This window comes from Kitasatospora brasiliensis (assembly GCF_032654805.1).
Taxonomy (GTDB): domain Bacteria; phylum Actinomycetota; class Actinomycetes; order Streptomycetales; family Streptomycetaceae; genus Kitasatospora; species Kitasatospora brasiliensis.
This window is the reverse complement of the sequence record NZ_JAUOOW010000002.1, coordinates 550844-563294: the sequence shown is the minus strand read 5'-3', so window position 1 is coordinate 563294 and position 12451 is coordinate 550844. Positions and strand designations below refer to the sequence as shown.

Annotated in this window: 12 protein-coding genes; 1 reads left to right on the top strand and 11 read right to left on the bottom strand. The window is 68.2% G+C overall.

Features of this window, described 5'->3' with window-relative positions; genetic code table 11:
- Window positions 1-50: 50 nt before the first annotated feature.
- The 4 genes from QWJ13_RS10415 to QWJ13_RS10400 all read right to left on the bottom strand — a co-directional run bounded on the left by QWJ13_RS10415 (window position 51) and on the right by QWJ13_RS10400 (window position 5042).
- Window positions 51-371, bottom strand: a complete 321-nt coding sequence (locus QWJ13_RS10415) for a winged helix-turn-helix transcriptional regulator (protein ID WP_316522781.1) — start codon at window positions 369-371, stop codon at window positions 51-53.
- Window positions 372-406: 35 nt separating this feature from the next.
- Window positions 407-2623 (bottom strand): ATP-binding protein, encoded by a 2217-nt coding sequence (locus QWJ13_RS10410; RefSeq protein WP_316522779.1) that lies wholly within the window; start codon window positions 2621-2623, stop codon window positions 407-409.
- A gap of 44 nt (window positions 2624-2667) precedes the next feature.
- Complete coding sequence (locus QWJ13_RS10405; RefSeq protein ID WP_316522776.1) at window positions 2668-3792, bottom strand: hypothetical protein; 1125 nt, start codon at window positions 3790-3792, stop codon at window positions 2668-2670.
- Window positions 3793-3923: 131 nt separating this feature from the next.
- Window positions 3924-5042 carry a DNA methyltransferase gene (locus QWJ13_RS10400; RefSeq protein ID WP_316522775.1) on the bottom strand — a complete coding sequence of 373 codons (1119 nt, stop codon included), beginning with the start codon at window positions 5040-5042 and terminating at the stop codon, window positions 3924-3926.
- A 30-nt stretch (window positions 5043-5072) separates the two neighbouring features.
- Between QWJ13_RS10400 and QWJ13_RS10395 the strand changes: the two genes are divergently transcribed.
- Window positions 5073-5375: a helix-turn-helix domain-containing protein gene (locus tag QWJ13_RS10395; protein ID WP_432277476.1), complete on the top strand. Its 303-nt coding sequence runs from the start codon at window positions 5073-5075 to the stop codon at window positions 5373-5375.
- A 123-nt stretch (window positions 5376-5498) separates the two neighbouring features.
- Here QWJ13_RS10395 and istB read toward each other — a convergent pair whose 3' ends face one another.
- The 7 genes from istB to QWJ13_RS10360 form a co-directional block, all read right to left on the bottom strand.
- A complete protein-coding gene (istB, locus tag QWJ13_RS10390; RefSeq protein WP_316522773.1) occupies window positions 5499-6296 on the bottom strand; it encodes an IS21-like element helper ATPase IstB in 798 nt (265 codons plus the stop codon).
- Between the two features lie 3 nt (window positions 6297-6299).
- Window positions 6300-7547, bottom strand: coding sequence for an IS21 family transposase (istA, locus tag QWJ13_RS10385; RefSeq protein WP_316522771.1), 1248 nt, complete (start codon window positions 7545-7547; stop codon window positions 6300-6302).
- Between the two features lie 291 nt (window positions 7548-7838).
- Window positions 7839-8873: a UDP-N-acetylmuramate dehydrogenase gene (locus QWJ13_RS10380; RefSeq protein WP_316522768.1), complete on the bottom strand. Its 1035-nt coding sequence runs from the start codon at window positions 8871-8873 to the stop codon at window positions 7839-7841.
- A gap of 11 nt (window positions 8874-8884) precedes the next feature.
- Window positions 8885-9928 carry a serine hydrolase domain-containing protein gene (locus tag QWJ13_RS10375; protein WP_316522766.1) on the bottom strand — a complete coding sequence of 348 codons (1044 nt, stop codon included), beginning with the start codon at window positions 9926-9928 and terminating at the stop codon, window positions 8885-8887.
- Between the two features lie 2 nt (window positions 9929-9930).
- Window positions 9931-11235 (bottom strand): UDP-N-acetylglucosamine 1-carboxyvinyltransferase, encoded by a 1305-nt coding sequence (locus QWJ13_RS10370; RefSeq protein WP_316522764.1) that lies wholly within the window; start codon window positions 11233-11235, stop codon window positions 9931-9933.
- A gap of 2 nt (window positions 11236-11237) precedes the next feature.
- A complete protein-coding gene (locus tag QWJ13_RS10365; RefSeq protein WP_316522762.1) occupies window positions 11238-11978 on the bottom strand; it encodes an LbetaH domain-containing protein in 741 nt (246 codons plus the stop codon).
- 83 nt (window positions 11979-12061) lie between these two features.
- Window positions 12062-12319, bottom strand: coding sequence for a hypothetical protein (locus tag QWJ13_RS10360; RefSeq protein WP_316522761.1), 258 nt, complete (start codon window positions 12317-12319; stop codon window positions 12062-12064).
- Window positions 12320-12451 lie beyond the last annotated feature (132 nt).

Here is a 12451-nt window from a genome sequence, read left to right as displayed (position 1 = left end):
TGCCGCCCCGTCCGCTCACGCATCGCTCACGCAGGAGATCACGACGCCAGTCAGCTCTCACCCACATCGCGCAGGCGAGTCAGAACCGAGGCAACCTCTCCTCCGAGGACAGTAAGTTGGTACGCGACGGTGACCGGCCGGGTCACGGCTACGTGTCGGGACACCAGACCACGGCTCTCCAGGTCCGCCAGGCGGCTGGACAGCATGCGGTTGGAGATCCCAGTCACAGCTTCTTGAATCTGACTGAACCGTCGCGATCCCTCAGAGGCATGAAGAGCCAGCAATATGTGCATCGTCCAACGGGCGGAGAGGACCCGGATGAGATCGCTCTCGGCTGGAGTCAGCGGGGTGCTGCGGTTGCCGGAGGTCATGCTCTCCCCCTCTCCCCCTCGCTGGCGTAACGGGCTTAGAAGAGAGGCTCATCCTCGGTCGGTGCGGCGGCAAGCAGCTCATCGCGCAGAGCCTGCTCGAGTTTCGACTCTTCCTTCGGAGCGTGTTCCTTGAGCATGATGAACTTGGGGGATTTGCCTGGAGTCTTGTCGTCTTCGCGGGCCACCGAGACCCACCGGTCCGGGTACAGCTGGTCGACGGCTCGTTTGACCAGGCTATTGCCCCAGGCGAAGTCCGATCCGTCGCGCTGGGCGTGCGCAGGTGCCTTCTCGGCCAGCATGTAGGCAACCCGTCCCCACTTGATGCCACGAGGTGTGTCGATCATCTTGTGGAACTCGGGCTTGTTGTCCCGCAGGTGGACGATCGCGATCGCGCTGTCGTCCACAGCGAGATCCTCCCCAGCTGCCACACTGGTGGTGCCCTGGGGGTGGGTGGCGGCAAGACTGACGGTGGCGGCCAGCGCCTCGGACCGTCGTTCCTCAACGGCGGTTCGGGACTGGGCAGCGAAACTGTCGGGGGCGGGGATCGAGTAGTCGGGGTCGGCCATCGTGTACGAGTCCTCGAAGCTGAGGACTCGCACAGAGACCGGGTAGGGGCGCGAGTGACGGTCGGTGCCGGGTGCGCTGGACCAGTAAATGCCGTTGCCGACGAGCGGCTCGTTGAGGAGGGTAGCCAGCAGGTCCTCGGAGAAGTGGGCGTTGGCCTTCTTCAGGGACATCAGGTCGCCCTGCGAGAGCAGATGGAACACGAAGAAGTTATCGCCCTGGCTGAGAAGTTCCTGCGGGAGGCTGCCCGGCTGCTGCGTGATGAGCAGGGCGCCGAGGTCGTACTTTCGGCCTTCCTTCACCCAGGAGACGAAGGGGCCGTCCTCTCTCTGGCTGGAGCCGCCGAGGACGGACTGAGCCTCTTCGATGACGGCGATGGTGGGGATGGACTTGGGGTCCGCCTCGGTGAACTGGTTCTGGTTGTGCTCGAAGATATCGCCGAGGATAACGCCGGCAAGCTGGAGCCCCTGAGAGCCGCGCATCTGGGAGATGTCCACCACACAGAGCTTGCCCTGGGACAGGCAGTCCTTCAAAGCGCTCAGGAGCTGGCTGTCGGGGTCGTGAAGCGCGTTGACGACGCGGGTCATGTTGCCGATCGCGGCGTTGGTCTCCGCCTCCTGGCCAGGGTCGAGGTGCAGGATCTCCCGGACCTGGTCGCGGTCGGCTCCGTACTTGTCGCGGTGGATCAGGTCTACGAGACGGCTCCACTTGGGTCCGTCGAGGGACTTGAGCTTGACGACGTTCTGCTGGTCTTGCTTCTCCGGCGGCAGTGCGATGCCCAGCACGCGCGAGGCCTGCAGCTCCTTGATGTTCAGCTTGACGCCGTTGACGACGAAGGACTGGTAGAAGTCGCTGGGGCCCTTGCGGTTGGTGAAGACCACCAACTTGTCGCGCAAGTGCGGCACGTCGCACAGAGCGGGGCGGCCTTTGAAGTCGGGCCAGAAGTACTCGCCGTCCGGGTCGAAGATGACCGTGCCGACAGGGGCTTCGCCGGAGCGACGCGGGACGGTGGGCTGGTTCTCGTACAGGGCCGAGAAGAGCAGCTTGACCAGGTTCGACTTGCCGAAGCCGGCGCGGGCGAAGACGAAGCTTCGGCGTGCGACGAGCTTGTCGATCTGGAACGTCGGCATGATCGTGGGCTGCTGGATCTGCATCCAGGAGGTGTCACCCACGCGCTTGTCGTTGCCGGCGTAGACGAATTCACCGAAGGCAAGGTAACCGATGGGCACCGCGCCTCCAGCTGTGTCCTTGGCGTTGACGACCTCGGCGAGCAAGTCGTCTCCCAGGAGCGCGACCTGGGCACCGACGTGCGGGAGGCGCCGGTGGCTGGGGACGAAGATGTGCTTGTCGCCCTCCATACGAAGGACGCCGAGGATACGGATGTCGACCTTGTACTTCAGGTAGCGCTCGCGCAGCTCGTCGGGGATGGGCCGTTGGTCGCGCACGGCGCGGGTGGCGTAGTCCTCTCCGATGGGGGACACCAAGCGCCCCTGAGAGGAAATGGTGGTGATGCGCCCGAGGATGGCCTCACGCTCGTGTTCGAGCTGGACAAGGACAAACTGGCCGTGCATGGCCATGGTCTGGAAGTCGTCGTGGTGCGGCAGCACGAGGTCGGCGTGGAACTCCATGCCGCTTTCGGAGAAGCCGCGGAAGGTGCCAACGACTTTGTCGCGCTCGAACAGGCTCATGACGGTTCTTGCTCCACAGTGCGCGGGGCGGACAGAAAGAGGTATTACTCGTAGCGGCGGGCGGCCACGTCGGAGGCCAGCCGCAAGGCATCGATGACCGGAGCCTTCTCTTCGCCAACCTGGTCACGGACAGCGTCGACGAGCTGGTCTTCGATGATGTCCATGTCCAGATCGGCAACACGGGAGAAGTTGTCGGCCTGCTGGATGCAGTTCGGGTAGAGCGGGATCGGGAAGCCGGCCACAGCGTCGGCCTGCAGATAACCGAAGATCGTCTGGGCTTCCTTGTCCTGACGGGACATGATGTCCACGGTCCAGATAGGGTCGCCGGAGTACGGGCCGAAGCGGACGAAGTACATCGAGCCGAAGTTGAACTTCGGCTTCTCGCCCTTGGACTCGTCTTCAATGCTCCTTGTGTACTCGTCCCACAAGTACACCTCGTCCAGCATTTCCGAAGGAACCCTGGCGAAGCAGGCGGCGCCGTTGTCGAACACGCCGGACAGGGAGATCGCCAGCCGGTAGTACTCCAGGACCTGGGTCTTCTTCGCCAGCCCCACCAGCCACACCTTGCATCGACTGCGGCGGTAGACCTGGTCAATGGCCTCGTACATCAGCTCGCCCATCTTCACGAACAGCTCGCCGTGGAAGATCTTGCTGCGGAGCAGGCCGTCGCGGACGATCAGGGTGTCGGTCGCGTAGTCGCGGTGGCAGATCAAGTCGTACAGGGTGGCCCACTCGCACAGGTCTCGAAAGACTTGCACCCAGCTGGGAGACTTGCCGGACATCATCGGTGAGAGGTCTTGGAGCCTTTCGACGCCGAGGCCGTGCATCATCCTGCCGAGGGCGGTGCGCGGGCTGCCATCTTCGTGGAACTGGCGGCGACTGAGGGCGTCGATGTCGGCGATCGGGGAGACGACCTCCATGCACAACTCTCTGCCGTTGGAGTCGACGACCCTGACAACCTGCAGGTAGAAGGGGTTGAAAGCGACCTTGTTGTTGCCACCATCGGAGGACATGAGCGCGACCGACGTCGCCGCCCGCGGCTTGATCACCCGAACCTCGGATCGGATGGCACGGGACTGCTCGACCAACTTGTCCAGCTCCGCGCGGCCGGCTTCGACCTGGTCGCCGATCAGCTGCTTGAGCTGCTTGATCTGGTCCGCGTCGAACATGCCTCTCCCCACACCACGCTCGTGCTGTCACAGGCGAGTGGTTCACTCGTCTGGCCTCACAGCATGACACGGGGCACTGACAACCCGTTATGCAGTTGTGAAAAGTAACCGGGTTGCGATAAGCGAGACAGTCAGACCAACTCGGCGACGAGGTCGATCTCCTCGATGGCGGAACCGGCCTTGCCGAACTGCTCGGCCTGTCGGCGGCGTTTGGGTGGGGTGCCAGCCTGGCGGACCTCCTTGACGACCCACCCAGCTTTCGCCTCCCTCACCGAGGCCAGCAGCAGCTCCTTCGGGTCAGTACGAGCCGAAGGCAGAGCTCCGAAGCGGATCGCCAGACGGGCCCCTTGGCGACACCTGTTTGCGGAGGCGGCCCAAACCTCGGCCAGGGCATGGATGAACGCTTCCTGATTCGGCTGCCGAGCGATCTGGCCGTGCGAACCGTAGGGAACCTCCGGAAGGCCACCGAGGAACCACGAGCGCAGCCACTGGTCCGCCACGTAGGTGCGCATGCCGTAGTACGGCGGCGAGGTGACTACGAGATCGAATTTCTGCCGCAGGACATTGAGCGTTTCGACGGAGTCGCCCAGATAGACCCTTCCGCCGTGGGCGACAGGGGCCGCGTCCAGCAGACGCTTGGCCCGCCGTTCGATGACCTCCAGGGCTGGGATCCGAACCGGCTCCATGTCCCGCTTGGACCAGAACTTCACTGCGTAGGCGGGCTTGGAGGCGTAGGTACGCGGCATCTGATTCGACAGGTACGACGGTAGGCCCTTGTTGCGAGGGCCATGCAAGATGCCCAGCATGACCGCGCGCAGCATCGCCGCCGTCGGCGTGGTCATCTCCAGCAAGGCCTCGCGCAGCGTCACGAGCTCACCCAGCGTCTCGCGCTCGAAGCACCACTGCCAGAACTCTCCCTCGGGTGCGTCACCCCGGGTCCCACCATCGAGGATTTCTCGAGCAAGCCGGACCACGGCACCAGGCGTGATCTGAATGAGCTTGGCCTGGGCGATGGCAGCGGCCACCGGATTGATGTCGATACCCACCGAAGGCAGCCCGGCCAGGCGCGCCGCGTACAGCGTGGTACCCCTCCCGCAGAAGGGATCGAGCACTCGGGTCGCCTCAGGGTGGGCAGCGAGCTGCTGAAGCGGGAAGTCCAGCGGGAACATCGTGTAGTACGGGCAGACGGCGTTCAGCCGCAGCACATCTTCAGGCCAACTAGGGGAAGGGGCCGCCGCGGTCACCGTCATGGGTGTGACTATACAGGTATAGTTACACCCATGTCACGAAGGAGGCTCGATCCCGCAGCCCAGCGCCGTGGGCGAATGCTCACCTCCCGCCTAACGCAGGCGCGCCAAGCCTCGGGACGTTCGGCCGAGGCCGTCGCCCGCAGTGCGGGAATCTCTGTCGAGACCGTGCGCAGCATCGAAAAGGGCCGGACATCCACGCCAGAGTTCTTCACTGTTGCCGCGCTGGCCACCGAACTTGGCCTGTCACTTGATGAGCTGTATGCCTTCGCCCAGCAGCCTTCTCAAGATGATTCCCGGGCACCCGACGACCCTGGCGAGCGCGTCTCCAGCTGATCCCCCTTGCAGCTTCCCGACCGCGGCAGGGCCACGCCCGGCCTTGACACTGTCGGCGGTCGCTGAACCTGGACCCCTCTCGGGGCGGTCAATCTTGACCCCGTTCGAGTTGTTTGCCGGTTTCTAGGCCGCTGCGGGGGTGCGGCCGATGTCGCGGTCCTTGAGGCGGTAGGAGTCTCCCTTCAAGGAGAGCACGTCGGCGTGGTGGACGAGGCGGTCGATCATGGCGGCGGCGACGGTGTCGTCTCCGAAGACCTCTCCCCATCGGCCGAAGGCTTTGTTACTGGTGACGATCACCGAGGCGCGTTCGTAGCGGCCCGAGATCAGTTGGAAGAACAGGTTCGCGGCCTCCGGTTCGAACGGGATGTAGCCGACCTCGTCGATGATCAGGACAGGGATTCGGGCCAGTTTGGTGAGTTCGTCCTGGAGCTTGCCCGAGGTGTGGGCGGCGGCCAGGCGGTCGACCCACTGGGCCGCGGTGGCGAACGCGACCCGGTGGCCGGCCTGGCAGGCCCGGATGCCCAGCGCGATGGCCAGGTGTGTCTTGCCGGTGCCGGGCGGGCCGAGGAAGACCACGTTCTCCTTGGCCGCGACGAAGTCCAGGGTGCCCAGGTGGGTCACCGCCTCGCGTTTGAGGCCGCGCAGGTGGGTGAAGTCGAACTCCTCCAGGGACTTGCGGGCGGGGAAGCGCGCGCCTCGGATGCGGCCCTCGCCGCCGTGGCTCTCGCGGGCGGCGACCTCGCGTTGCAGGCAGGCGGCCAGGTACTCCTGGTGGGTCCAGGACTCGGCGGTGGCTCGTTCGGCCAGTCGCTCGGCCGCGTTCAGCAGGTTCGGCGCCTTCAACGCGCGGGTGAGGAAGGCAAGTTCGGCCCTGATATCGCGGGCGGTGGTCTTGGCCTGGGCGGGGCTTCGGGCGGTCATGGTTCAGTCCTCCGCTCCGGCGCCGCCCTCGATCAGGCGGAACACCCGGTCGTAGGAAGGGAGTTCGCGTTCCTCGACCTCCACGGCCGCAGCCGCGGCGCCACGGGTGAGTGCGAGCCGGTGGCTCTCGCGCATCACGGCGGCGTGGTCGGCGTGCTCGGGATCGGTCAGGGTCTGGTGGCGGGCCCAGCAGCGCGTATGGTCGGCGACCAGGCGATTGTCGAGGTAGGCCCGGACCGTGTCGGTGTCCGCCTCGACGCGCACGACGTGGCCGATCGCCGACGGGTGGATGGAGTAGTCGCAGGTGTCCAGGCGGATGTAGTGGTCGCGCCCGAGCCGCACAAAGGTCTGCCACCAGCGTGGCGGCGCGGTCGGTGGCAGCGGGAGCATCGCGGCCCGGTCCGCTTCCCACCGCTCGGCCGGGCGGGCTTCCAGCGTGCGGTGGACCCACCGGTTCGCGATCTCCAGCCAGGCGGCCAGCTGGGTGTTGAAGTCCGCCGGGGAGGTGAAGACGCGTCCGGGCAGGAAGGACGTCTCCAGGTAGCCGTTGGCCCGCTCGACCAGGCCCTTGGCCTCCGGATCGCGGGGCCGGCACAGGATCACCTTGCAGGCCAGCAGCCCGGCGAGGGCGGCGAACTCCGTGGTCAGCACCGCCTTGCCCTCGCGACGGCGGCCGACGGCGGGTTCGTTGTCCCACACCAGTGCCTTCGGCACCGCCCTCCAGCCGGACAGCAGATCCCAGTGCCCGGCGACCAGGTCGGCGACCTGCCTGGTCGGGATCATCCGGGCGGTGATCACCCGCGAGTACCCGGCCACCATGACGAGCACCGGCGGTCGGCCGGTCTGCCCGAACCCGAGTGGGATGTCCACGGGCGGGAACCACAGGTCGCACTGGGCCAGCTCGCCGGGCCGGTAGGTGGTCCGGGAGACCGGGTCGGGAGGCAGGTAGACCGGCCGCAGGTCGGCCACCCGCCGCTTGAGTACGGACAGCGACCGCTGCCAGCCGATCCGTTCCGCGATCACCGTGGCCGGCATCCGCGGGAACTCGGCCAGCAGCCCGCGGATCGCCGGCTCCACCTCGTCCACGATCGAGCCCTTCGGCGACCGTCGGTACTTCGGCGGGTCGTCACTTGCAACCGCCCGCCGAACGGTGTTGCGCGCGATCCCCAGATGCCGCGCGATCCCCTTGATCGACATTCCTTCCGAGCGATGGAGCCGCCGGATCTCAGCCCAGTCCTCCACGCCAATCACCTCTTCCTCCTCCTGACTCGCATAGAGCCAGGCTGATCACTCGATCACGGAAGGGGTCACTTTTCATCGCCCGTTAGGGGGTCACGGTTGGGAGATCGCCGACAGACACCACCGTCTTCGGGCCGCGCCCACACTACCCACGATGTGCTCCTCATCGCAGGGTCGCTCCACTCCACGGAGGCGATCGTCGAGGGCGGACTGCGCGACGGGTCAGGACAGCTCTGAGAACCGGTCGAAGAAGGCCTTGAGTTCTCCAATGCGACGGCTTTCTTAGTCAAGTGAGACGACTCCTTATGCCCAGGCGCCGACCAACGTCGGCTCGGGCCGGAGCTTGATTCCGGTTGCGATCTCAACCTGCACCGAGAGTTCGGTGAGGGCCTGGGCGAAGTCCGTCGCGGTCGCCCCCTCGTGGGCGGTGAGGGTGAGGGTCCGGCGTTCCGAGCAGCGAATGCCGTCCGCGATCTTGTAGGCGGGGCGGTAGCCGATGTGCTCCAGCAGCCAGCCGGCGCTGGCTCGCAGCTGCCCGTCGCTGTCGGTGTGGACCGGACAGCCGGCAGCCGACCAGCGGGCGGCCTGGGCGGCGGTGACGGGCGGGTTGAGGAAGACCGATCCGGCCTGGCGGGCGTCGGGACCGTGGAGGTCGAGGAGAAGTCCGCGGCGGTTGCGGTTGGCGAGGACTGCGGCGGTCACCTCGGCGACGGGCGGTCGGGCGCCGACACGGACGCCGAGTTCGTCGGCGAGCGGCTGGTAGGTGATCGGGGCAGCCGGTGAGCGGGTGAGGTGGAACGTGGCGGTGAGGATGGTCCAGCGGCCGGGGTCGTTCTTGAAGCGGCTGTCGCGGTGGCGCAGGCGGCATGCCTGGGCGGGAAGGGTCCGCAGGCGGCCCATGTCCCAGTCCCAGGCGGTGAGATGGTCGAGGGTGTCGGAGATCTGCTGACCGTAGGCTCCGGCGTTCTGTACGGGGGCGGCGCCGACAGTGCCGGGGATGCCGGCCAGGCACTCGATTCCGGCGAGGTGTTCGGCTGCGGCCCGCTGGACGAGGTCGGCGAGTGGGTGGCCGCCCTGGACGGTCGCGGCCACCGTGTCGTCGTCCACCCGCTTCACGGTGATGCCCCGGGTGTTCATCACGGCGACGGTGCCCTCGTGGCCGGTGTCGGAGGCGATGACGTTGCTGCCGTGGCCGAGGGTGAGGGGCGCGCCCTCCTGCCGGTCGCCGATCGTACGGACCAGTTCGAACCAGTCGTCGGGATCGGCGACCTGCAGGACGTCGCTGGCCGGGCCGCCGAGCCGCAGGGTGGTGAGGGACGCGAGCGTGGTGCTGGGCACGGTTGGCCCTCCTAGGGTTCGTCGGTGATCGCCTTGAGGGCGAGGGCCCGCAGCGGGGCGAGGCGGGTGCGGTTGTCCTGGTGGTGGTAGACGGCGTTGGTGCAGATGGCCAGGTAGCGGCCGGTGGCCGGGGCGAGGTAGAGGCTGGTGCCGGTGAAGCCGTGGTGGTAGGCGACCCTGCCTTCGTCGGCGAGGATCCAGGCCAGGCCACGGTCGAGACCGGGCTCGATCTCGGCCTGCGGCCGCATGCTGTAAGCGAGCCAGCGGCCCAGGGGCTCGCCGGTGGCGTGTGAGGTCAGCAGGTGGGTGGCGAAGGCGGCGAGGTCGGCCGGGGTCGTGAACACCCCGGCATGGCCGGCGACCCCGCCGAGCAGGGCGGCGTTGTCGTCGTGCGGCATCCCCCACAGCCGGGGACCGCCGTTCAGCCGCTGCTCGGTCGGGGCGACCTGAGCGGAGCGGGGCACCGGTCCGTAGGTCGTGCTCGTCATACCGAGGTCCTGCCAGAGCTCGGCCGCCAGCTTGTCCAGCCGCCGGCCGCGGTAGTGGGCCAGGGCCAGGCCGAGGAGGATGAAGCCGCGGTTGATGTAGCGGTGTCCGGCTCCGGGCTCGGCGATCAGGTCTTCGCCACAGATCAGCTCGGCCAGCGTCTCGGCGCGGTGCCGGTACTGGTCGAGGCGGGTGTCGGCCCGCAGGCCGGAGGTGTGGGCCAGGATCTGGCTCACCGTCACCCGCCCGCCGGGCGCCTCGGTCGGGATGCCGGTCAGCAGTTCGCGGGTCGGGGTGTCCAGGGTGAAGCCGACCATGAGGGAGGTGCCAACCAGCGGCCAGGTGGCCAGGACCTTGGTCAGCGAGGCCACGTCGTACACCGTGTCCGGCCCCGGCCGGGCGTCGCCGCACTCGGGGGCGACGACGCCGGAGGCCAGGTAGCCGGGCTCGGTGTCGAAGGTGCCGTGGGCGATGACGCCGCCGGGCACGGTGCCGTCTGCGGTCATCAGGTCCAGGCACTCGCGCAGGTCGGCGAGCGCGTTCGGGGTCCACGGCACGGTGTTGGTCACGGCTACTCCTGGTCGATCGTCAGGTGGGCACCGAGCGCGGCCAACTTCGGCAGCAGGCTGCCGTATCCGCGCCGCAGGTGATACATCCCTCGGATCGTAGAGGTGCCCTCGGCGGCCAGGGCGGCGATCACGAGCGCGGTCACCGCCCGGATGTCCTCCCCGGCCACGTCGGTGGCGGTGAGGGCGGACCGGCCCCGGACGGTGATCACCGAGCCGGTCGCGTTGACGGCGGCGCCGAACGCGGCCAGGGCCGGCAGGTGGGTGTCGCGCTGGGTGTAGATCCGCTCGTTGATACGGGAGGCGCCCTCGGCCTGGGTGAGGAAGGCGGTCAGCTGCGGCTGCACGTCGGTGGGAAAGCCGGGGTGCGGGCCGGTGGCCATCTGTACCGGCCGTGGCCCGGCCGGGGTGCTGACGGCCGTTCCGCCGTCCAGCGGGTCGAGCTGGATTCCGGCGTCGGCGAACACCGACACCAGCCCGTCCGGGAACGCGGCCGGCGGGAAGCCGTCCAGGTGGACGGTGCCGCCGGTGATGGCGGCGGCCAGCGCGAGTGTGGCGGCCTCCAGACGGTCCGGCGGCACGGTGAACACCCCGCCCCCGATGCGGTCGGTGCCGGTGACGTTCAGGGCCTTCCTGCCCCGCCACTCGATGCCGACGCCGGCCTGCGAGAGCAGGGCAGCGGTGTGGGTGACCTCGGGTTCCACGCTGGGGTTGAGGATCGCGGAGGTGCCCGGGGTTCGGGCGGCCAGCAGCATCGCGGTGACCGTCGCACCCAGGCTCGGCCCCCAGGAGCGGGTCTCGGCGTCGGTGACGAACGGCAGCCGCTTGCCGGTGAACCGGGCCCGCACCCGGCCCCGGCTCACCTCGACCTCGGCCCCGGCGGCTTCCATCGCGGCCAGGTGCCGGTCGATGTAGCGGGCGCAGAAGGCGTCCCCGCCGGGGGTGGGGAAGGTGACCTTGCCGGCGCGGGCCAGCAGGGCGCCGCCCATGACCGCGGTGGTGCGGATGCGCCGTCCGAGGTCGTCCGGGATGACGGGGAAGTAGGAGTCGGCCGGTCGGGTGGCGAACTCGTCGCCGATCACGCTGGCGCGGGTGCCGGTGCGGTGCAGGATGTCGGCGACGACCAGGGTGTCCAGGATCTCGGGTGCACCGGCCAGGGTGAGCGGGTCGTCGGCGAGGATCGCGGCGGCGTACAGGTGCAGGGCGATGTTCTTGCTGCCCTGGATGGTGGCGGTGCCGGCGAGGCGGCGGCCTCCGGTGATCCGCACGGCCCGGTGGTCGGTCGTGATGGTGGTGTCGGTGGTGAGCATGGTCACCTTCCCTGGCTTCCGGCCGGGAAGAAGCCCCCGACCTGGGTCTTCGGGTAGAGCAGGGTGTGTGCGCCGATGAGGGTGGCGGGCTGGAGCACGGTGCCGGCGGGAACGATCACGCCGTCGCCGACCACCGCGCCGAACTTCGTCTGGCCAGTGGGGATGCGGCGGCCGTCGAGGTGGGCGCAGACCTCTTCGGTGGCCGGTTCGGTGACTGGTCCGGAGGTGACCCGCAGGCCGGTGGTGGACACGAACGCGCCGATGTTGACGCCGAGGCCGAGCACGGAGTCCCCGACGAAACTGGTGTGCTTCATGAAGACGCCACCGGTCAGCAAGGAGCGGGTGACCTCGGCGCCGAAGCCGATGCGGCAGCCGGGGCCGACGACGGTGTTGTCGCGTACTCGGGCGCCGGCCTCGATCACCGCGCCGGGGCAGACCAGCACCGGTCCGGTGACGATCGCGCCTTCGGCGACGACGGCCCCGGGCGCCACGATCACGCGGCCCCGGACGCTGGCGCCGGGCTCGATGATCCCGGTCGCCTCCGGCAGCGGGATGTCCAGGTCGCCGGCGAGCAGGTCGGTGATCGCCTTCTTGATGCCGAAGACGGTCGAGCAGCAGTTCAGCAGCTCCAGCACGACCGGGTCGGTGACGTGCTCGGTGTCGAAGTAGTACTCGGGGGTGGTGCGGTAGTCGATGCGCTGCAGCTCAGCGTGCAGCGCGGGCGCGTCGGTCAGCCGGTGCATGGCTGGTTCTCCTCTCGGGCGAGCGAGTGGAAAAGGGTTGAGGCGGTGTCGGGCCCCGGGTTGGTGGATTCGACTTGCGCGGATCAGCCGGCGCGATGCTGCGGGCAAGCGCAGGCGGGCCAGACCTCGATCCGGGCGACGTACTCGTCGGGGCCCGGGGTGGCGCTGGTCACGCCGGAGTCGTCGTAGCGCGTGCCGTCCTGGGCGACGCTGAAAGTGCGGATGGTCAGCCCCGGGCGATGCCGGGTACGAGTGAGGTGGCCCTCTTCGGCAGTTCCGTTCGTCTCGGTATCCGCCAGGGACCGTGCGTCGGCGGCTTGTCCGGTCGTGGCGTTGTCCATCGGATCCCTCCCACCCTCGATCTCACGCTTCGCTGTCGGTTGTGCGCGGATTGCGAAGGCTGTTCAGCATGGCGGCGGGCGGTTGGGCATGGATACGACATCGCCGCCGTCATGGCGGCGTCGTCGCCGGAC